Origin of the sequence: Bradyrhizobium sp. 521_C7_N1_3, assembly GCF_052075975.1 — a bacterium.
Classification (GTDB): domain Bacteria; phylum Pseudomonadota; class Alphaproteobacteria; order Rhizobiales; family Xanthobacteraceae; genus Bradyrhizobium; species Bradyrhizobium japonicum.
Genome location: NZ_CP197232.1, coordinates 4,402,668 through 4,424,572, shown reverse-complemented (window position 1 = coordinate 4,424,572; position 21,905 = coordinate 4,402,668). Strand labels below are relative to the sequence as shown.

Below are 21,905 nucleotides of genomic sequence, written 5' to 3'. Positions count from 1 at the left end.
TTCTCACCTGTCGAGCTCGCGCTCGAGCGCTTTCGGATTGGCCGCGAGACGTTGCCGGATCTCTTCGGCGACATCTCCGACATACATCTCCTCGAGCCCGCCTTTGAGCCCCGACACGATCGCCTGCGCGATTGCGCGCGGCGCGACCTTCGGCGGCGGTACGGTCTGGAACCACTCGGTGTCGACCGGCCCGGTGAACAGATTCATCACCTTGACGCCGCCGGGCCTGAGCTCGGCGCGAAGGCAGTGCGAGAGCGACAGGCACGCCGCTTGCGAGGCCGAGTAGGCGCCAAAGGCAGGCCAGTTCGCGAGCGCATAGACCGAGAGAATGTTGACCCAGGCGGCACTGTTGTTGAGGCCATCGGCACCCCGCATCCGCATGGCGGGGCCAAAGGCCTGTGCGAGGTTGATGAAGCCGAGATAGGCCTGGTCGATCTCGTCGCGCGCGATGCTCGTGCCCCGGCGGTCGAGCAGGCCGCCCGGCCGCACGTATTCCGTCGTGTTGACGAGGATATCGACCTTGCCGCCGATGTCGGCCGCGAGATCGGCCGCAGACTTTTCGTCGGACGCGTCAAGGGTCACGATCTCGATTCCGTCCTGGCCGCGCAGCAGCTGCTCGCCGGCGAAAGGCCGCCACGGCTCGGCAATGCCGACGAAGACCGTCTTGGCGCCTGCGGCCTTCAAGGCGGCGACGGCCTCCTGACCGATCACGCTCCGACCGTTGGTGACCAGCATGCGCCGGAATTTCGGATCGGCCGTCATTTCCCGCCATTGCTTGTCGTCTGCCATGTTGGGAGTCTCCCCCTCGGGATGGGCAAAGGCCACGGCCTGGCCGCTCTTGTCGAGTTGCAACGACATGCGGACGGGTGCCCCCTCCACGCAGTCGGCGTGGAGGTGCGTCACAATCGTCGGACCGCATTCCATCTTCACGAGGCCGATGCGCCAGGGCGCTCGCTCGCGGAAATAGATATCGCTCGGCACGCGCGCAGTCGTTTCGGCAAGAAGAACACCTCGTCGTGGCGCATCGACGAAGGCAAGGCCGGCCGACAGGCAAGACGGGCAGGCCTCCCGCGCCGGATAAGCAAAAGAACCGCAGGCGTCACAGCGTTGCAGCACGAAGCGGCCCTCGGCGGCTGCCCACGTAAACCCATGCGACGTCCTGCTGCGCGGTCGCGGCGGCGAAGCAGGCAGCCGCGTCCGCAGCAGCGGATTCTTGCGCCGGGGCGGCTTGATCGGCTCTATCATCGCGACGGCCCTGCAAAGATCGCGGCGCCCGAGGCGAGACCACGGTCATAGTTGATCATACCGAACCCCGACGCCAAGGCGAGGCTCGCGTTCCCGACCTGGGTGGGGCCTGCAGTCCCCAGAACCTGTCGAAGTCCCTCGACGAGACCGAGATAGGCACCGGCGGCACCGGCCTGTCCGGCCGAGAGCTGTCCGCCCGACGTGTTATGCGGAAAGTCGCCGTCGATGGTGAGATCGTGCTGGCGCACGAACTCGGCCCCCTCCCCCTTGTTGCAGAATCCGAGATCCTCGAACTGCATCATCGTGATGACGGGATAGTCGTCATAGGTCTGCACGATATCGAGATCGTCAGGCTTCACGCCGGCCATCGCATAGAGCTCGCCGACGTCCATTGCCCAGCCGCCGCGGACCTGCATCGGATCGTCAGCAAAGGCATTGTGCCGCTCGATCGTCGAGAGCAGCCGTGCTGCTGTCAGCCCGAGCGAAGCCGCGGTCTCGTCCCGCATCACCAGGAACGCCTCGGCGCCGGCGCATGGCATCACGCAGTCGAAGAGATGGATGGGATCGGAGATCGGCCGTGCTGCCAGATACTGCTCCATCGTCAGCGGCGTCTTCATCAGCGCATGCGGGTTGCGTAGGGCATTGGCGCGCTGGGCGACGGCGATCCTGCCGACATCTTCACGCGTGACGCCGAAGGTCCGCATGTAGTTGCGCGCAATCAGCGCGAAGCTCGCATTGGCGCCGCCCGCACCGTAGGGATAGACGGCGTCCTGGTTGAACCGCGAGAAGTTCTCCAGCGTCAGCCGGAACGAATCGACATGGTTGGTATCGCCGGCGATGCACGCCACGATGTCGGCGTCGCGCGCCTGAACCGCGCGCGCCGCCTTTCGCAAGCCTGCGATGGCGCTGGCGCCGCCGAGCGGAATCGTATCCAGCCATCGCACGCAGAGCCCGAAATGCTGCGTCAGCCCGATCCCGCTGTCGATGCCCATGGTGAAGCTGGAGACGCACAGACCGTCGATGTCGGAAGCCTTGATGCCGGCCTGCGCAACCAGCGTACTCAGTGCCCGGCCGATCCACCACTGCGCACTCTCGATGGAGTAGCGCACATAGGGAATCGTGACGGGCGCCGCAATCACGACGCCGTCGTACGGTGTGCGCAAGGTATTGGTCACCAACCGCCCGCCTCGCTCATTGTCTCAGATGACCGTCAGCTTCACGGCAATATTGCCGCGGGTTGCGTTCGAATAGGGGCAGCGCTCATGCGCGCCCGCGACGACCTCCTCGGCCACTGATGTCTCGACACCGGGCAGATCGACCTGCAGTTCGACGGCGAGCGCATATCCGACGGGAACCGGACCCATCGCAACCTTCGCGGTCACTGACGGCTCAGCGGATGGGACGACCTTCCGGGTGCGCGCGACAAGCTTGACCGCACCGAGAAAGCACGCGGCGTAGCCGGCCGCAAAGAGCTGTTCGGGATTGGTGCCTTCGCCCGCGGGACCGCCCAGCGATTTCGGCACGGACAGCGATACCGACAACAGGCCGTCGGCGCTGGCGGCCTTGCCGTCCCGGCCGCCGGTCGCCGTCACCTCGGTCTCGTACAGGATCTTTTCCGGAGTCATCATGGTTCATTCTCCAGGACTAGCGGCTGTTGCGAGCAAGCAGCGTGCGGAAATCGTCGCGCGCCTGGGCGCTGGCCCTCTTGAAGCTCGGCCCGCGGCTGGGCTCGGTGCCATTGAGCTTCCGGAGCTGCACCCACATCTCGGCACTTTTCAGCGCCACCGCCGCGCAATTGACCACCGGCGCGTGCCCGACCTTCAGGCCATGCTCCTTGCCGATCAGAAGGCCCGGCAGCACACCGGCGGGGATCACGACGTCGGCGCCGTGCTCGACCAGCGGGCGTGCGCAGGCGACAAAGTCCTTGATCATGCGGGCTTGCGCGGCCTGATCTCCGTCAAAGGCATCAGCGAAATCCGCCGGCTTGCAGCCAAGGCCAGTCACGTGGACCACGCGATCGCCGAGGCCGTAACGCTCGGCCTGCTCGTAGTGCCAGACCTCGAAGACGGGATCGAGCGTCACAAGCCCGAGTCTTCGGCCGAGCTGAGAGGCCGCCAGCAACGTCGCCTCGCCGGTCCCGATCACGGGAATGTCGAGCGTCGAGCGCAACTCGTAGAGTCCGGGATCCTGGAAATGCCCCATCACGAAGGCGTCGAACCCGCCCTCCTCGGCTGCGATGCCGTTGTCGATCGCCTGGACGGCGCAGCGCAATTCCGCGAGCCGTCCGAACTCCCGGTCGGGCGGCGAAATGCCCTCGACGTGAACTGTCGTGCCCGATGCAGCGATGTTGTTGAGGTATTCCGACAGCCGCGCCATGTAGGGCGCGTTCACGCTCGCATCAACGAAGCTCTGCCAGAAGATGCGCATCGTCCTTCTCCTCAGGCGGTGATCGGAGGATCGGTCGTCGACGGCCGATAAATATATTTCAATCATAAACTAATTCACGCGTCAAATGCGCACGGCGGCGCCGCCGACGGTTACCGTCGCCGCAGGGCGAGCATGGCCATTTCGTACGCTCGATCGGCACAGATGCGCCGCACTCAGACGAAATTGTATGCAACAACATTTTTTCTGACAGGGCCGTGACACGTGTTGACGGCTCCACCAACAATACTTTAGGCTTTAAGTAATTCCTCGCCGGCCAGGGGCCGGTGGCCATAACAATGATGTTGCAGGGCACCGATTTTGAGAGACTCGATCGTGTGGACAGTCGCCGTGCTCGAACAGCCGGCAGCAACAGCATCGCCGGCCGCGCATCGCGGCCGGGCCAACGGCCTTTCGTTGCTTCGGGAAAGTCCCGCCCGCATCTGCCGATGGGCCTGTCGTTCGAGCGGCAACCGGCGCCATGGCCGCTGAGATCCGGCCGAGCAAACCCTCTTCGATCGCGCCCGGATTTCGGCGCTGCAGCAATGCTTTCAATCGGTTCATTCGTCGTTCGGGGTCCCCGCACGGCAGCTTCGAGGCATTCCTATCCAGCACCAACGGAGGAGAACGCGTATGCGCAAGACTCTGAGCCTACTCGCACTTGTCGCCGGACTCTTCGCAGCGCCGGCTGCGCAGGCCGACATCACCATCGGCTTCGTCACCTCGCTGAGTGGCAACGGCTCGTCGATCGGCATCCCCTATGGGCGCGGCATCAATGCCGCCTATGAATACAAGAAGACTATCAACGGCGAGACCATTCGCCTGATCCAGCTCGACGACGGCTCCGACCCCTCGGCCGCGACCCGCAATGCGCGCAAGCTGGTCGAAGAAGAGAAGGTGGACCTCCTGATCGGCACGGCCACGGCGCCCTCGACCATCGCCATGGCGGCGGTGGCGAGCGAGCTGAAAGTGCCGATGATCGCGGTCTCGCCGATCGGCAAGCTGCCGGATACGCCGGAGCAGTGGGTGGTGTCGGTGCCGCAGCCGGCCTCTCTCCTCGTCAAGATCGTCGCCGACCGCATGAAGCGCGACGGCATGAAGAACATCGGCTATGTCGGCTTCTCCGACGCCTGGGGCGACCTCGTCTATAACGGCGCCAAGGCCGCCGAAGCCGCCGGCGACATCAAGATTCAGACCAACGAGCGCTATGCCCGCACCGACACCTCGGTCACCGCGCAGATTCTCAAGGTGATGGCCGCACGTCCCGACGCCGTGCTGGACGGCGGCTCGGGTACGCAGGGCGCGCTGCCCCTTCTCACGCTCGCCGAGCGGGGTTTCAAGGGCAACACCTACGGCACGGTGGCACTGGTCAATCCGGACTTCGTCAACGTCGGCGGCAAGGCGGCCGAAGGCATTCAGGTCTCCGCGGGTCCCGTGATCGTCGCCGAGCAGCTTCCGGACGAGCACTTCGCCAAGAAGATCGCGCTGGATTTCCGCAGCGTCTACCAGAAGACCCATAACATCCCGACCACCGACGGCTTCTCCGCCTATTCGTTCGACGCCTGGCTGATCTTCGCCAACGCTGCCGAGCGCGCGCTCAAGACCGCCAAGCCCGGAACGGCGGAATTCCGCACGGCGCTCCGGGACGCGATCCTCAGCACCAAGGAGCTGCCGGGCGTGCATGCCGTCTACAATTTCAAGCCCGGTGCGGTCACCGGCGTCGATGAGCGCTCGCTCGTCGTGGTGCGCCTGACCGGCGGCGCCTGGAAGTACGCGCCATAACCGGATCAATGGCCCCGGCATCACAGGGAGCAACGACGTCTCAATGACGAGCGACATTGCAGCCATTCTCGCGATCGACGGGATCGCCACCGGGGCCGTCTATGCCCTGGTGGCGATCGGGACCGTCCTGATCTTCACGGTGACGCGGGTCATCTTCATTCCCTTCGGCGACATCGCGGCCTTCACCGCGCTGACGCTGGCTGCTCTCGACGCGAAGCGCTTTCCGGGCACGGGAGCGCTGGTCGTGATCCTGGCCTGCCTTGCAACCCTGATCGAGATCATCTCGCTGGTGCGCTCCCGCGAACTCCGCCTGCTGCCCCGCGCGCTGTCCTTCTATCTCCTGCTCCCGCTCGCCGTGGTCGGAGCAGCCTGGCTCGTCATGCGCCTGGACCCGCCGCTTGCCGTCAGGCTCGTGCTCGCGTTGATGCTGATCACGCCGATCTCCCCGCTTCTGGATCGGATCGTCTTCCGTCCGATCGCTGACGGCACCGTGCTGCTGTTGCTGACGGTGTCCGTGGCGCTGCATTTCGCGCTGGTCGGCCTTGGCCTGTTGTTCTTCGGGCCCGAAGGGGTTCGGACCGAGCCGCTGACCTCGCTCTCGACCGAGTTCGCGGGCGTGCTGATCTCGGGCCAGACCATGCTGATCGTGATCGCGGCGCTCGTTTTCAGCGGCCTCCTCTACCTCTTCTTCGACTTCACGCTGGTCGGAAAATCGCTGCGCGCCACGGCCGTGAACCGCACCGGCTCCCGGCTGATGGGAATACGCCCCGCCCGCGCCGGCACGATCGCCTATCTGCTGGGATCGCTGATGGCCGGCGTATCCGGAATCCTGATCGCGCCGGTAAACACCGTGTTCTACGATTCCGGCTTCCTGATCGGCCTCAAGGCCTTTGTCGGCGCCATCGTCGGCGGCATGACCAGCTATCCCGGTGCGGCGATCGGCGCCGTCGGCGTCGGCATTCTCGAAAGCTTCGCCTCCTTCGAGAGCAGCGCGCTCAAGGACGTCATCGTCTTTTCGCTGCTGATCCCGATCCTGATCTGGCGATCCCTCGCCTCGCTGCATTCCGAGGAGGAGATCGAGGAATGACGCGCCTCCACATTCAGCTTGCCGCCATCCTCGCCGTGCTGTGTCTCGCGGTGGCTCCCTTCGTGCTCAGTCCGTTCAGCATCACGCTGATGAACTATATCGGCATCTATTCGCTGGTCGCCATCGGTCTTGCACTCCTCACCGGCGTCGGCGGCATCGTGTCGTTCGGTCAGGCGGCGTTCGTGGGCGTCGCGGCCTATGCAACCGCGTGGGTCTCTGCGTTGAACGGGTACTCCCCGTGGCTCGGCCTCGTGTTCGGCGTGGTGCTGACCTGCGGCGTCGCAACGGTTCTCGGCGTCGTCACCCTGCGGCTTCAAGGCCATTTCCTGTCGCTCTCGACCGTCGCCTGGGGCCTTGCGATCGGCTTCCTGTTCGGCAATGTCGAGGGGCTCGGCCGCTTCAACGGCATCTCGTCGATCCCGCCGATCAGCTTCGGTTCGATTGCGCTGGTCACGAGCGCCCAGATCTATTTCCTGATCTGGGGCATCGTCGCCGCGGTGCTCTTCCTCGGCTACAACCTGCTGGACTCCCGGCTCGGCCGCGCCATGCGCGCGCTCCGCGGCGGCAATACGCTGGTCGAGAGCCTCGGCATCAACGCTTTCCGCATCAAGCTCGTGACCTTCGTGATCGCGGCCTTCCTCGCCTCACTCTCCGGCTGGCTCTACGCACATATGAGCCGCTTCATCAGCCCGGGTCCGTTCGATGCCGGCATGGGCATCGAATATCTGATGATGTCGATGGTCGGCGGCGCCGGCAGCCTGCTCGGCGGCGTCGTGGGGGCCGCGGTCGTCACCTTGCTCAAGAACAGCGTTCAGGACTATCTGCCGCTGATCGCCAAGGGTGCCTCCGGCCAGCTCGAGATCGTCGCCTTCTCCGCACTGTTCATCCTGTTCCTGCAATGGGCCCGGCAAGGCATCGTTCCCTTCGTCGCCCGCTATCTGCCCAAGGCCAGGCGCGAGCGACCTCAACCGGCGCCGCCCCTGCCCCGTCGCGCGCAACCGACGCCCGGGGAGCTGCTTCTGAAAGTGGATGGCGCCGAGCGCCGGTTCGGCGGCCTCGTCGCCGTCAACAATGTCAGCTTCGAGGTTCGCGCCGGCGAAATCCTTGCCGTCATCGGCCCCAACGGCGCCGGCAAGAGCACGATGTTCAACTGCCTGACCGGGGCGCTCCGGGTCAACAAGGGTGAGATCGTCTTTGCGGGACGCCCGATCACGCATGACGCGCAGTCCCGCATCGCCAAGGCCGGCGTCGCGCGAACCTTCCAGCATGTGAAGCTGCGGCCGCGCATGAGCCTGCTCGAAAACGTCATGCTCGGCACCTACGCCCGCACGCGCAGCGGCCTGCTCGCCGGCGCCTTCCGCCTCAACCAGCGCGAGGAAGCTAGCGCCCGGCACGAGGCGCTGATGCAGCTCGAACGCGTCGGGCTCGGCGACAAGCCGTTCGAGCTCGCAGGCAACCTGCCGCTCGGCAATCAGCGCATCCTGGAGATCGCGCGTGCGCTCGCCGCCGACCCTGCGCTGCTGGTGCTGGACGAGCCGGCCGCCGGCCTTCGCCGCCAGGAGAAGCTGCGGCTCGCGGAGCTGCTCCGCTCGCTGCGGGCCGACCATCTGACGATCCTGATCGTCGAGCATGACATGGAGTTCGTGATGTCGCTGGTCGACCGCATCGTGGTGCTCGATTTCGGTTCAAAACTCTGCGAAGGCGCGCCAGCCGCGATCCGCAGCGACGAACGGGTCCAGGAAGCCTATCTCGGAGGCGTCGCGTGAGCGAGATGCTGTCCATGACGGATGTGACGGCCTGCTACGACAATGTCGAAGCGGTCCGCAACGTGTCCCTATCGGTCGATGAAGGTCAGATCGTCACCGTCATCGGCCCGAACGGTGCCGGCAAGACCACGCTGCTGATGGCGGCCATCGGCCTGCTGGCCTCGCGCGGCCGCATGGTCTTCCAGGGTCACGACATCGGCAGGATGTCGGTGGAAGACCGCGTCGAGCGCCGACTGTGCCTCGTGCCGGAGAAGCGCGAGCTGTTCTCAGACATGTCGGTCGCCGACAACCTCCTGCTCGGCTCCTACAGCCTGCGCGACCGCTCAGGCGTCCAGAAGACACTGGACGAGGTCTATGATCGCTTCCCTCGCCTGAAGGAGCGGCAGCGCCAGGCGGCAGGCACGCTCTCCGGCGGCGAGCGCCAGATGCTCGCGCTCGGCCGCGCGCTGATGGCCAAGCCGAAGCTGCTCATGCTGGACGAGCCGAGCCTCGGCCTCGCGCCGCTGATCGTGCGCGAGATCTTTCGCACCATCGCGTCCCTGCGCGATCTCGGCGTGTCGATCCTGCTGGTCGAGCAGAACGCCCGCGCCGCGCTCGAGACGGCCGACTATGGCTATGTGCTCGAGACCGGCGAGGTCGTGCAGTCCGGCCCCGCCAAGGATCTCATCCACGATCCGCGGCTGATCACGGCCTATCTAGGTGGACACTAGCGCCGGTCCGGATCAGGCCCGGCGAGCCGCACAACAAAAATACTCGAAAACAACCCCATGCACAGTAGCTGGTGACAGCAATATCAATGGCCTGGTCGCCGGCACTTGCGGATTTTACGAAATCAACTTGATCCGTCGGGCAAAACAGTGGCATGATGCCATCATCGCCGCTCACGCCGCTATCTTTTCGGACGCTGGGCGACGCCAGCACCTCGCGGGATTCCCTACCAGCGAGACCGAGTACAGCGCCCGGGAAGCTGAGGTATTTGCCCCCTCAATTGAGCAAACAGAACTTCCCGCAAACGTCAGAGCCTCGCTAAGCTGCCGGAATCGTTGGTTCGCACCTCGGCCGACATGGAGATGGATAAGCTGGTGTCAGCTTCTGGCCGATCCGCGAAGTGACGACACCTTTCATCGCGGTCCGCTTGGCGGGGGTGGAGCGGACTGACTTTGCTCACTCTGAGTTCTTCGCATTTTGACCCGAGACAGACCTCGACAGCTACCCAGCAGCCGTAATGAAAGTAGCCCCGCCCCTCTCAGCGTGCTATGATTTGTAACGACAAGTCTCCCTCTCCTGGCCCGGAGTGGACACATGAGACGGCGCGAGTTCGTCACGCTATTTGGCGGCGCAGCGATTGCATGGCCTTATGTCGCACGAGCCCAGACTCCGAGGAAACGGCCCGTTATCGGCACATTTGGATCGGGTACGCCAGCTCAGCGCAAAGGTTACGGAGCCTGGCCATCGTTCTTGAGGGGGCTGCAAGAACTCGGATACATCGAGGAGCGCGATTTCGACATAGCGTTCCGACTTGCCGCGTCTACCGAGAAGTTACCAGAGGTAGCGAGGGAGGTGGTTCAGCTCAGCCCCGATGTCATATTTGCCGCCGCCAGCGCCAATGCGCTTGCCGCCAAGCAGGCAACATCAACCATCCCGATAGTTGTTGCAGCGTTGGGAAACCTGACCGCGTTTGGATTGTCGGAAAACGATCTTCGCCGTCCAACTGGCAACCTGACCGGCATCATGCCCTACGTGCGTGGGCTGCCTGCAAAGCAGCTTGAGATCGCGCGGCAAATCGTTCCCGGCGCGCAAAAGGTTGGAATCGTAAATGACAAGAGCGACGTCAAAGCAGCTCCGCAGTGGGACGAAATCAACGCCACCGCCGCGAAACTTGAAATCAAGATCGTCGGTGCGGATGTTCAGAGAACGGAGGATGTTGAACCCACGTTCAGAAGGTTTAAAGCGGAGCACGTTGATGTCGTCATCGTTCTGCAGGCGAACTTCTTACTCTTGGATCGGGCTCAGATCGCCGCTGCCGCAGCGGCAACTCGGCTCCCGACCCTTTATGGATACCGCGAACTCGTTGATGCGGGCGGGCTCATTAGCTATGGAATTGATCTTCGGGCATGCAACTATCGCGCTGCGACCTACGTGTACAAGATACTCAAAGGCACCCCCGTGGCCGATTTACCCTTTGAGTTCCCGACCCGGCTCGACCTCGTCATCAATCTTAGGACTGCAAAGGCACTCGGTCTTACGGTGCCCGACATGCTGCTCGCCCGCGCCGACGAGGTGATCGAATAACGACCCAGAGTTGCCGCGGCTGCTCACGACCGCTCATGGCCCATCAGCGGGGTGGCGAACCTTCTGAGCAAGATTAGCAAAACAGCATCAATGGCGGGCAAGCGATTGATGCAAGGCCCTGGTACGATCACTCTCGAACCCAGCGGCGCGCTGTTGCGCAGGCTTCGCGGTGTCGCTGCGCCCAACTATAAACGCGAGAGCGAACATGATCTCTGCGGCATTTCCCTACAAGAAGCAGCGGCGGCGGGTCCTCGGCCGCGAGATGGCGTATGTGGAGGTGGGAACGGGCGACCCCATCGTAATGCTGCACGGCAATCCCACTTCGTCGTATCTCTGGCGCAATGTGTTGCCGCACCTGAAGCCGCTGGGTCGCTGCATCGCCCCCGACCTGATCGGCATGGGCGATTCCGACAAGCTGCCTGACAGCGGTCCCAACTCGTATCGCTTCGTGGAGCACCGCCGCTATCTCGACGCCCTGCTCGAGTCCCTGGACGTGCGCGAACGGGTCACCCTCGTCATCCATGACTGGGGTTCGGCGCTCGGCTTCGACTGGGCCAACCGCCACCGCGAGGCCGTGAAGGGTATCGCGTACATGGAGGCGATCTTGGGGCCGCAATACTGGGACCACTGGGACAAGTTCGGAATGCGTCACGCCTTGCAAGGGCTGCGTTCCGAGAAAGGCGAGGAAATGGTCTTGCGAGACAGTTTCTTCATCGAGAAGATCCTGCCGGGAGCCATCCTTCGCAAGATGTCCGACGAGGATATGGCGGAGTATCGACGGCCGTTCGCCGAGCCTGGCGAGGGCCGGCGTCCGACGCTGACATGGCCCAGGCAAATCCCCATCGAGGGCGAGCCCGCCGACGTGACTGCGATCGTGACCGCCTACGCTGACTGGCTCAAGACGAGCCATATACCCAAGTTGTTCCTGCGGGCGGAGCCTGGTGGGATCCTCGCCCATGGCCCGGTTCTCGATTTGGCCCGCAGCCTCCCGGCACAGACCGAGGTGACGATCTCGGGACTCCATTTTGTCCAGGAAGATTCGCCGGACGAGATCGGACGGGCCGTCGCCGGCTGGATGGAGGCGTCGGGCTGACGGCGGCCGGGGCTTCGATGTCAGGATCATGCAACAGCGATCGGCGACGATATCGCGAGGAGAGAGGCGGAATGCTTCGTTGATATGGGCCTCAGACAACCGCCTACACAATGAGCCTGACAAGATCTCACATTACAGATCAGCGTCGCCCGATTCTCGGTCAACCGCCAACCAACAGGTTTGCGATAGGCGCACCTCGCAAATGCGGCGTGATAAATCGAACATCAGTTGCGCCCCATCTTGAATCCGCATTTTGGCACAAAGTGCATATTGCGTCCGGCCTCGCCGCGGACCGCTCTTGGCTCATGGCAGACCTATCGTGGCCGTCTGCTTGATGTCGGCTTTTGCCCCAACTGCGACATCGCTTGGCAGCATCCAGTTTTCGCCGCAGCCCTTTCAATTGGGCGAGAGGTCCGGCGATCTGCGCTTCCGGCGATAGATGCGCCTTCGCAGGCTATTCCAATGTGCTATTCTTATCGCATAGGCCATAGGTATCCCATGACAGGTACTGCAGAGTGGCTCGCATCGATCGGTTTGGGGGAGTACGCCCAACGTTTCGCCGAGAACGCCATCGATTTCTCGGTCGTTAGCGATCTCACGGAGCAGGACCTCAAGGACCTTGGCGTCCTGCTTGGGCACCGGCGCAAAATTCTGCGCGCAATTGCAGAACTCAAGAGCGAAGCCCTTGTATCAGTCCGAACGGCCGCCAAGCCAGCGCCGCGGGACAGTGCCGAGCGGCGCCAACTGACGGTCATGTTTTGCGATCTCGTGGATTCGTCGGCACTTTCGGTCCGACTGGATCCGGAGGATTTGCGCGCAGTCATCGGCGCCTATCACGACTGCATCGCGGATGTTATCGCCCGGAGTGAGGGCGTCATCGCGCGGTACATGGGGGATGGCGTGCTTGCCTATTTCGGCTATCCCCAGGCGCACGAAGACGATGCCGAGCAGGCGACACGTGCGGGGCTGGCACTGGTCGATGCCGTGGCCAATCTCCAGACAGATATCGGTACGAGACTACAGGTCCGCGTTGGCATCGCCACCGGAATGGTCGTCGTGGGCGATCTGACCGGCGAAGGCGCCGCCAAGGAGCAGGCGGTGATTGGTGAGACACCGAACTTGGCCGCTCGCCTGCAGCAGTTCGCCGAGCCCGGCATGGTGCTGATCTCCGAGAGCACGCACCAGCTCACCGATGGACATTTCGAGTACCGCGATCTCGGTTCTGTCGCGCTCAAGGGATGGGCGGAGCCAATACCCGCATGGCAGGTGCTCGGGATCAGTGGAGTGGAAAGCCGCTTCGAGGCCCAGCACAAGACGCAATTGACACCGCTAATCGGGCGTGACGAGGAGATCGAGCTGCTGTTGCGGCGCTGGCGGCATGCCGCGTCGGGCGAAGGCTGCGTCGTGGTTCTAACTGGAGAGCCGGGTATCGGTAAGTCGCATATCGCGCTCGCGCTTCAAGAGCGGCTCCAGGCCGAACCGCACATTACGGTACGGCACTTCTGCTCGGCACACCACGCCAACAGTGCGCTGTATCCGTTCATCGCCAACCTCGAACGTGCCGCCCGGTTCGAGCGAGGCGAGACGCCGACGGAGAAGTTTGCCAAGCTTGAAGCTCTGCTCCTGCGGTTTGGCGCCGATGCAGACCGCGTGGTGCCGGCCCTGGCCAATCTTCTGTCGCTTCCGCTCAGCGACCGCTATCGCCTTCCCGAAATGACTCCGCAGAACCGCAAGGACATGACGCTGGCAGCGCTCCTGGCCCAGCTCGAAGCATTGGCGGCGCGTCAGCCGGTGTTCGTCATATTCGAGGACGCCCATTGGGCGGATCCGACTTCGCTGGAGCTGCTCGCGGTTACACTGGAAAAGCTGCCGCGGCTTCGCGTGCTGCTGCTGATCACGGCGAGACCGGAGTTCGCGCCGCCCTGGCCTGGTCATGCCCATGTGACGACGATCTCGCTCACGCGGCTCAGTCGGCGCAACGGGGCGGCATTGGTCGAGCGCGTCACCGCCGGCAAGACGCTCCCCGAGGAGGTCATGCACCAAATTCTCGCCCGTACCGATGGCGTACCCTTGTTCGTCGAGGAACTGACGAAGGCCGTGCTCGAAACCGGGCTGCTACAGGAGCGGGACGACCATTACACGCTCAGCCGTCCGCTACCATCGATGGCGATTCCGACGACGTTGAGCGCATCGCTGATGGCCAGGCTCGACCGATTGGCTCCGGTGAAATACGTGGCTCAGATCGGCGCCGTCGTGGGGCGCGAGTTCTCCTATGAACTGCTGAGCGCGGTTGCCGAGTTGCCAAGGCAGACGCTCGAGGAGGCGCTTGCCCAACTTGTCAGGGCGGAGCTGATATTCTGCCGGGGCGAGATACCCCGGGCGGTCTATACTTTCAAGCATGCGCTGGTACGCGACGCTGCCGAATCCGGGCTTCTGAAGAGCCGGCGCGCTACGCTGCACGCCACCATCGCGGACGTGTTCGAGCAACAGTTCCCGGAAATCGTGGAGGCTCAACCCGAGACTCTCGCGCTCCACCTTACCGAGGCGGGACTGTTCCAAAAGGCAGGAGAATATTGGCTCCAGGCGGGAAGGAAGGCGGCCATGCGCTCCGCCAACCTCGAAGCTATCGCACACTTGCGGAAGGGCATCGAGGTGTTGGCCCATCTGCCCGACGGTGCTCGGAAGGACAGACGAGAGCTCGATTTCCAGTTCGCGCTGGGACCATGCCTGATCGCTACCCAGGGACCGGCATCGCCACATGCGGTGGCGATCTTCGCTCGCGCACGCGAGCTTTGCCAGCGCCTCGAAGACCCCCCCGAGCAACTACAGATCATGTTCTGGTTGACCACCGCGAGCGTCATTCGTGGCGAGTTGCCTGTCGCCGAGGAAATGATCTCGGCGCTGCTCGCACTCGCGGAGGCGCGCGGCGATCGACCAACGTTGCTCAACGCGATGCGTGGACAAGGCATGATTCGACTTTTCATGGGACATCTCACAGGGGCCCACGAAGTGATCGTACAGGCCTTCGAAGCGTTCGAGGCAAGCAATGAGCAGGACAGATTGGCGGCGCGTGCCGCCGGCCAGGATGCGGGCGTGGCCGACCTTGCCCTGATGTCTTGGGCGCTCTGGCTGCTGGGCCGCCCCGATACGGCGCTCGCACGACTGGACACCGCCATTCGGCGTGCCGACGCTATCGGTCATCCGCATTCGCAGGCCTATGGCTGCTATTATGCGTCCATTCTCCACGCTCTTCGGGGCGAATTCCTGACTGCGCACGGCTATGCCGAGCGCTGTCTCGCCTTGTCGGAGGAGCACGGATTCCGGCAATGGCGAGGACTGGCGCGCGCCGTCCGGGGGATAAGTGCCAGCTTTCTCGATCCTTCGTCCGCCGCGCTCGCGGAAATCCAGGCTGCGATGAACGAATATCGCAACGCGGGTTATCAGCTCGGCATCACGGCCCTATACGTGCTCCTGAGTCCGGCCTTGTTGTCGAGCCGTCAGCGCGAAGCCACGCTCGAGCTGATCGAACAGGGGCTTGCTACGACCAACCGCAATAGCGAGCGGATATTTGAGGCCGAACTCTATCGCCTGAAGGCGCGCGTGCTGCTCTTCGATGGCGTACCGGGAGCCGGCACCGAGGCGCAATCACTGTTTGATCACGCATTGACAGCTGCAAGAAGCCAGCACGCCAAGGCCCTTGAACTTCGAGTTGCAGTGGACCTCGGCGCCTTGTGGGTCGATCAGGGCAGACGCAAGGACGCGCTCAATCTGCTCGCGCCCATCTACGCCGGGTTCGCCGAGGGTTTTGAAACGCAGGATCTAAAGCAAGCGAAGGCACTGCTCGATCGACTGCAGTAATTCTGCCCGGATCACAGATATTGGAGTCCAGCTCGGTGGTCGTAGAGCTACTTGCCTTTGGCACTAGGCGTCCGCTCGCTCTTGGCATTTGCGATACGTATCTTTCACCTTTTGCCATCCCTCCTTGTCGTTCTTCTCTGGATGCTCATTTATGAAGTGTGGCCCAGGATGCGGATCGAGGTCTGCATGTGCGTGATACCTCTTGATTGCCTGTTCCGCAGCGGCTCTTCCCAGCTCTCGCCCGTTATAGAGATTGCTGTGATTCCATTTGAAATTGATGTGCCCCGGCACCTGGATCTCGACGATTATACCTTCCCATTTGGGTTCGTCGTACTGCACGTGATATTTGAAGATCCTGACGTCATCTTCGCCAACGGTCGCTGCGAATAATTGGCAGAGATTCGCCAAGGCATCATGAAGGTCTTTCGGTTTGCGGACCTGCTTCGAGTCGACGATCCTGCTCACCCATATTTCGTCCAGATCACGGTGCTCCTCGAGCAAGCTCTCGAAGTTGACCGTGTCGATCAGTGCTCCTTCGCAGTACGTAACTCCGTCGATCTCAACTGTTTCTTCGATGAAGGGAAGAGCTGAGCACGCACATAGGCTGGACGCGCTGATTGGCCCTTTGTACTCTTTCTTGTCGGCTTGCTGGATCATTGGTCGGTTGGAAAACAACGCGAGCTTATGGTCATCAAGATTCCAGGCATTGTGAAATATGACGGGCTTTCCAGGCTCTTTGAGCGCATCGAAATTGATGCTCTTCATGAACTGGCTCTTCGGATAATTGATCTTGGAGAGGCCAGTGACATGGGACAAGTACATCATTGACGTGAGATAGCGAACGAAGGGATTGGGTGCCAGGACCTGATTAAGGATCCATCTGTTGATGTCTCCGTCGTCCGGGATCGTGAATTTCTGTTGAGGGAACCAGAGCGACATAGACTCCCTGAAGGCATTCACCGTGGTCGATGGGTCCCATAAATGCAGATAGTTCTTGGGATCCATGACGAAGCTGGTCAGAGCCCTGCTCATGCTTCCTGCCCAATCCGGACCAAACACGGTGTTTATGGGGAATCGCTTATAGCCTTCGTCGTCTCGAAACACGCCATTCTTGAAGAATTGATAGGTCTTGTCCGCCCTGGCTTTGTTTTCAATTCCATCAAACTGATTGTAGACGATCCCAACCCAGGCGCCGATGCAGGACAAAGCCCACACGTCAAACTTTATATCTGCGTTGGCAAGGGCTTCCAGAACCCCGATGTGCAATCCTGCTGCCGGACCGCCTCCGCCGAGCGCAATCGCTCTCTTTACCATCGGATCCTCCATCTGATTTATCGTGTGGCTTATTCTCCAATCAACTTTGAGAATTGCGTGAAGAGATTGGTCGTTCTTGGGCTCTCGGCCGCACAGAATGCCATCGAACCAAATTTGACAGTTCATAGAGCCAGCATTGCGAAATACGATACGTGCGACGGGGCGGTGGACGTCGATGTCCGATCTCGAATCTGCTGATCCCACTGGCGCACGTCGGCCAAGAGTCCGCTCAGCCTATCGCTGTCTGGCCCGTCCATCTGTGAACCATTTCACGTACGATATTTATTGCCGACTATGGCAGCGGACCTGTTGTCCAATCGCGACTTCCGTTATTGGCCCATCACGTCATTCCGGTTCGATGCGGAATATGTTCGCTACCGAAACTTCGCGGACTCTCGCGAGCCGTCACCTCGGCCGATCTATGGGGTCACGGCCTGGTTCGAAAACCGATACGGTTATCGAAGCATCGAGGCGGACAGTGCCAATGCTAGCGCTTGCCCTGCCGGAAGCCGCCGGAACTCGTGCTAACGAGAAATATCGAAGTGTACTGCTTTGATAGTGTCAACCGCTTCCAACGGACGACGCTCGGAGACGTCAGGCGCAGGTGTCGTGCGCAGAAGAATTGTAGCCTGGAATCATGGGAGAACCGCGCATGGATTCCATTTCTCGTCGCCATATGTTGGCAGCGACTGCTACCGGAGGTCTTCTAACGAGCGTTGGGCTGGCGCACGCGCAAACCCCGGGCAGCGCAATTCCTCAGCCACAGCGACCGGGTCACGGCGGCACCGATCCCGGTCCGCGCAATCTCGTGCGGGATCGGCAAAACCCGGATCTGCTGGTACCGCCGTCGACCGATCATGGCACCTTGCCGAACCTGCGCTTCTCGTTCTCGGATGCCCATATGCGGCTTGAGCCGGGCGGCTGGACCCGCCAGGTCACGCAGCGTGAGCTGGGCATTGCCAAGTCCATGGCCGGCGTGAATATGCGCCTGAACGCGGGCGGTGTGCGTGAGCTGCATTGGCATAAGGCGTCAGAATGGGCCTACATGCTCTATGGCACGGCTCGCGTGACGGCCGTCGATTCCGAGGGACGCTATTTCGTCGATGACGTCGGCGTCGGAGATCTCTGGTTCTTCCCGGGCGGAACCCCGCACTCGATCCAGGGCCTCGGCCCCGACGGCTGCGAATTTCTTCTCGTGTTCGACGATGGCGATTTCGACGAAGACAACACCTTCCTGCTCAACGACTGGTTCAAGCGCATACCGACCGATGTGCTGGGCAAGAATTTCGGAGTGCCTGCCTCGTTGTTCGGCCACACCCCCGATGAAAGCGAGCGCTATATTTTCCTGGCTCCGTTGCCGGGGCCGCTCGGATCGGAAGCCATATCGGGCGCAAAGGCGTCGGAGACGAGCTACACGTGGCGGATGATGGAGCAGGTGCCCATCAAGACAAAGAGCGGAACGGTCCGGATCACCGACTCCCGTTTGTTTCCAATCAGCACCACGACCGCAGCAGCCCTGGTCGAACTCGAGCCTGGCGGATTGCGCGAGGTGCACTGGCACCCTAACGGAGACGAGTGGCTCTACGTCATCGAGGGACAGGCGCGCATGGGTGTGTTTGCCGGCCAGGGGCAGGCGCGCACATTTGATCTGCAGGCCGGCGACGTTGGTTACGTCCCAGTGGCGATGGGCCACTATCTCGAGAATACCGGCTCGACCAACTTTCGATTTCTCGAGACGTTCAAGAGTGACCGCTTTATCGATTTCTCTCTCGATACCTGGATGGCGGCAACACCTCCGGGACTGGTGCAAGCCCATCTCAAACTCGATCCGAAGGTGATGAGCGCGCTGCGCACGAACAAGGCTCTGGTCGTGCCGGAATAACCGCCTAAGTCGGAGTGCATCGCGGCGCACGCGTTGGGCGCCCGATGGGCAGCGCGCCGCGCACTTGCGCGATGAAGTGGATGGCGCGAACGCCGCACGCGATGTTTTTCGCGAAGTCACGTCATTTCTGAAGCTGATGGCCAGAGAGTTTGGCTTGCGATCGCAATACCTACGACAAATGGAATTTCCCCGCATCCGTACCCCATCGCTGCACTGATGGGAGTGAGCATGCTGGGCCTGGCGCTGACACCTGCCCCCCAAAGAACGGAGATTGGCTCAACCGAGATCACGCAAGAGATCTCTTGCTCGCTTAAGGTCGGCGGTGTCGAGACCTTCGGTAAACCGGTCGTAGATCGGTTGTAGCAGCGCCTTCGCGTCAGCCGGTCGGTCCTGATCGCGAAACAACTGTGCCAAGCTTGTGGCGGCGCGTAGTTCCCAGGACAGGGCGCCTTGCAGGCTCGCCCACTTCAACGCCTCGCAAAACTGATCCTCGGCCGTCGCCGCGGCGCCGGGCGCACCTTGCAACAGCAGCAGTTCGCCCTTGATGCGCAGCAGCTCGGCGATGCTCAAGCGTTCTTCGGTCTCCTCTGCGCGCGCGATCGCATCGTGTACCACCGAAAGTCCTTCGCCCACCTGCCCGACGCGCCCCAAGCCTTCCGCCATCTCACCAACGAACAGGAAATAGCGATGCGATGCGTTGACTTCGTCGCCGAGTTCGTCGATGCCTGATCGCAGCAGCAGCAATCCGCCGGGGGTATCTCCGCGCTTGATCGCAAGCAGTCCTTGATGGCTGCGGGCAAAGGCAACATAGCGCATCAGCGAATGCCTGGTCGAAAGGTCGATCAGCCTTGCCACGTAATGGTCTGCGACATCCATATGGCCGCACCACAGCGCGATCGGGCATGCTGCGTTGGCGACGATGTAACACACCGAGTTGACGTGTCTGCTGGCAGCTGCCTCATGCAGGTATGTTTCGGTGACGCGCATTGCGCGATCCGGCAATCCCTGCAGCCACAGGGTCCGGCCCAGAAAGGCGCCGGCGGTCACCCGCTGGTTGCTCCGGAAACGGCTGATCCGCGACGTTTGGACGGGAGGAACATAGTGCGCGAGCATGCGTTCGAGGTGATACCGCGCGCTCGGTTGATCGCCGAGGCATTGCTGCGAGATGCCGATCAATCGCTCACCGATCAGCCGATCGTTGGAATTTGACCGGCTGGCCGCAAGGGCGCTGAATCGTTGCGCGGCGGTCAAGGAGGCGCGAAGTCGGCCGGCAACCCGGTGAAAGAACCACAGGCCTAACAGCGACCGCAATTGGTGCTCGACATCGTCAAGCCTCTCTGCAAGCTCCAGCGCCCTTGTCCAGGCTTCGCCGAGCGCGGGAATTTTCGCGTCGGTGACAAATATCAGGGTCGTACCGAGCGCGGTATGCAGCTTCATCTCGAGGCGCGCGTCGCCATTGACGGCACCCCCAAGGGCGGCGATCGCCCGCTCCACGCGGCCGCGGCATTCCTCCAGCAACGACGAGTGGACGCATAGGGGCACTGCGGCCGCGGTCAGCCCCGCGCCAATCTGCACGTCACCGCCGGGTGAAAAGGCCCAACCCAGCGCCGCGCGCAGGTTGTCGATGTGCCGTCCGTAGTCGCCCATCCAGTCGACCGTGGGGCGCATCTCCAGCTCCGCTTCAGCCCGCTCGAACAAGTCCCGGTAATATTCGGCATGGCGGCGCGCGAGCCGTTCCCGTTCCCCGCTCTCGCCGAGCTTTTCGAGGGCATACGTATGGGTCGTATCCAATAGGCGGTAGCGCGCCGTGGTGGCATCGATTTCCGCCACAACGAGCGACTTCGAAACCAGGCTGGAAATTCCATCGACCACTTCCGGCAAAGCGATCCCGGCGCCCGTTACCACCGCGCAGATCGCCTCTAGGTCGATGGCGCCGGCGAAGACCGCGAGCCGGCGGAGGAGCACCAGCTCAGGCTCCGTCAGTAGCTCGTAGCTCCAATCGAAGGTCGCCCGCAGAGTTTGGTGCCGCGGCAGCGCCGTCCGCCCTCCGGTCAGCAACTGAAAGCGATCGTCAAGGTGACCGGCGAGTTCTTCGACACCGAGAGCCGTGACACGTGCCGCCGCCATTTCAATCGCGAGCGGTATGCCATCAAGACGCCGGCAGATCGCCGCGATCGTCTTGGCCCGATGGCCATCCAGAACCGCCCCTGGCTCGGTCGCTCGTACACGTTCGATGAACAGTCTGACGGCGCCGTATTCGAGGATATCGTCCGCGTCCTCCGTCGGAATCGAGAGCGGCTGCGCCCAGTAGACCTGCTCCCCCTCGGCCCGGAGCGGCTCGCGACTGGTTGCGATGATCTGAGCCGAGGATCCGGCTCGCAGCACGCCCTCGGCCATCCTCGCCGCGGCGTCGATCACATGCTCGCAGGTGTCCATCACCACCAACAAGCGCCGCGCTGCCAGTGCCAGCGCCACGCGCTGCGTCGAAATTTCACCTCCGCCGAACTTGAGCCCGATCGCGGCAGCGAGCGCTATGGGAACCAGACTGGGATCAGCGAGCGGCGAGAACTCGACCAGCCACACGCCCTCTGGAAAATGCGGCAGCAGTTCACGAGCGACCGCGAGCGCGAGCCGTGTCTTGCCGATGCCCCCCGCCCCGGTCAGGGTGACGAGCCGGTGGGCAAGGACAAGCTTCGAGATTTCCGCGAGCTCGGCGGTGCGGCCAATCAACGCCGAAGCCGGCTGCGGCAGGTTGGTCGACGCTAATGGTTGCGCCGATGCGCTTTCCTTTGGGTAGAGTGGATGTCCCGGTCCGGTTGCCGGCCGCACGGTCCAGATGCCGAGCAGGCGATAGCCGCGGCCGGACACCGTCTTCAACAACTCGCGATCGGCGCCGAGTGCCTTGCGAATGGCGGATATATGAAAATGGAGCGTGTTTTCTTCGACCGTCGCAACCGGCCACACCTGATCTATAAGGTCGCGCTTGTTGACAAGCTCGCCGCCCGACCGAACCAGAATCTCCAGAATTTCGAATGTGCGGCTCCCGATCGGAACGGAAACACCTCGGGACCGCAACTCACGCTGGGCAAGATCGATCTCCCACCCGTTCGACTCATAGACGGCTCGTAGGCCTTGCTCCACCATCACGGCCTGCCCCGTCGG

14 protein-coding genes are annotated in these 21,905 nt (G+C 62.6%); 8 read left to right on the top strand and 6 right to left on the bottom strand.

Going from position 1 to position 21,905, the window contains the following annotated elements; genetic code table 11:
* Nucleotides 1-3 precede the first annotated feature (3 nt).
* The 4 genes from AB7008_RS20180 to AB7008_RS20165 are packed head-to-tail and all read right to left on the bottom strand — an operon-like array spanning nt 4 to nt 3,672.
* Nucleotides 4-1,245, bottom strand: coding sequence for an SDR family NAD(P)-dependent oxidoreductase (locus AB7008_RS20180; protein ID WP_441259392.1), 1,242 nt, complete (start codon nt 1,243-1,245; stop codon nt 4-6).
* Nucleotides 1,242-2,420, bottom strand: coding sequence for a thiolase family protein (locus AB7008_RS20175; RefSeq protein WP_441259391.1), 1,179 nt, complete (start codon nt 2,418-2,420; stop codon nt 1,242-1,244). The genes AB7008_RS20180 and AB7008_RS20175 overlap by 4 nt, the downstream gene beginning before the upstream one ends.
* Nucleotides 2,421-2,444: 24 nt before the next feature.
* Nucleotides 2,445-2,873: an organic hydroperoxide resistance protein gene (locus AB7008_RS20170; RefSeq protein WP_369525434.1), complete on the bottom strand. Its 429-nt coding sequence runs from the start codon at nt 2,871-2,873 to the stop codon at nt 2,445-2,447.
* A gap of 16 nt (nt 2,874-2,889) precedes the next feature.
* Entirely contained in the window at nt 2,890-3,672 is a 783-nt protein-coding gene (locus tag AB7008_RS20165) for an aspartate/glutamate racemase family protein (RefSeq protein WP_441259390.1), read from the bottom strand.
* A gap of 630 nt (nt 3,673-4,302) precedes the next feature.
* On the opposite strand from AB7008_RS20165, the gene AB7008_RS20160 reads away from it, so the two are divergent.
* The 7 genes from AB7008_RS20160 (at nt 4,303) to AB7008_RS20130 (ending at nt 15,547) form a co-directional block, all read left to right on the top strand.
* Complete coding sequence (locus AB7008_RS20160) at nt 4,303-5,451, top strand: ABC transporter substrate-binding protein (RefSeq protein WP_248882492.1); 1,149 nt, start codon at nt 4,303-4,305, stop codon at nt 5,449-5,451.
* 43 nt (nt 5,452-5,494) lie between these two features.
* Nucleotides 5,495-6,538 carry a branched-chain amino acid ABC transporter permease gene (locus tag AB7008_RS20155; protein ID WP_304493752.1) on the top strand — a complete coding sequence of 348 codons (1,044 nt, stop codon included), beginning with the start codon at nt 5,495-5,497 and terminating at the stop codon, nt 6,536-6,538.
* Nucleotides 6,535-8,304 (top strand): branched-chain amino acid ABC transporter ATP-binding protein/permease, encoded by a 1,770-nt coding sequence (locus AB7008_RS20150; RefSeq protein ID WP_304493751.1) that lies wholly within the window; start codon nt 6,535-6,537, stop codon nt 8,302-8,304. The genes AB7008_RS20155 and AB7008_RS20150 overlap by 4 nt, the downstream gene beginning before the upstream one ends.
* A complete protein-coding gene (locus tag AB7008_RS20145) occupies nt 8,301-9,014 on the top strand; it encodes an ABC transporter ATP-binding protein (RefSeq protein ID WP_441259389.1) in 714 nt (237 codons plus the stop codon). Before AB7008_RS20150 ends, AB7008_RS20145 begins: the two co-directional genes overlap by 4 nt.
* A 592-nt stretch (nt 9,015-9,606) precedes the next feature.
* The gene (locus tag AB7008_RS20140) at nt 9,607-10,596 is read left to right on the top strand and encodes an ABC transporter substrate-binding protein (RefSeq protein WP_028160424.1); all 990 of its coding nucleotides are present in this window, start codon (nt 9,607-9,609) and stop codon (nt 10,594-10,596) included.
* Between the two features lie 205 nt (nt 10,597-10,801).
* On the top strand, nt 10,802-11,689 hold the full coding sequence (locus tag AB7008_RS20135; protein WP_441259388.1) for a haloalkane dehalogenase: 888 nt from the start codon (nt 10,802-10,804) through the stop codon (nt 11,687-11,689).
* A gap of 498 nt (nt 11,690-12,187) precedes the next feature.
* Nucleotides 12,188-15,547, top strand: coding sequence for an AAA family ATPase (locus AB7008_RS20130; protein WP_304493750.1), 3,360 nt, complete (start codon nt 12,188-12,190; stop codon nt 15,545-15,547).
* A 63-nt stretch (nt 15,548-15,610) separates the two neighbouring features.
* Here the strand turns inward: AB7008_RS20130 and AB7008_RS20125 are convergent, their stop codons facing one another.
* Nucleotides 15,611-16,873 carry a patatin-like phospholipase family protein gene (locus AB7008_RS20125; RefSeq protein WP_304493749.1) on the bottom strand — a complete coding sequence of 421 codons (1,263 nt, stop codon included), beginning with the start codon at nt 16,871-16,873 and terminating at the stop codon, nt 15,611-15,613.
* 640 nt (nt 16,874-17,513) lie between these two features.
* Here AB7008_RS20125 and AB7008_RS20120 point away from each other — a divergent pair.
* Complete coding sequence (locus tag AB7008_RS20120) at nt 17,514-18,743, top strand: cupin domain-containing protein (RefSeq protein WP_441259387.1); 1,230 nt, start codon at nt 17,514-17,516, stop codon at nt 18,741-18,743.
* A gap of 276 nt (nt 18,744-19,019) precedes the next feature.
* Here AB7008_RS20120 and AB7008_RS20115 read toward each other — a convergent pair whose 3' ends face one another.
* On the bottom strand, nt 19,020-21,887 hold the full coding sequence (locus AB7008_RS20115) for an ATP-binding protein (RefSeq protein ID WP_441259386.1): 2,868 nt from the start codon (nt 21,885-21,887) through the stop codon (nt 19,020-19,022).
* Nucleotides 21,888-21,905 lie beyond the last annotated feature (18 nt).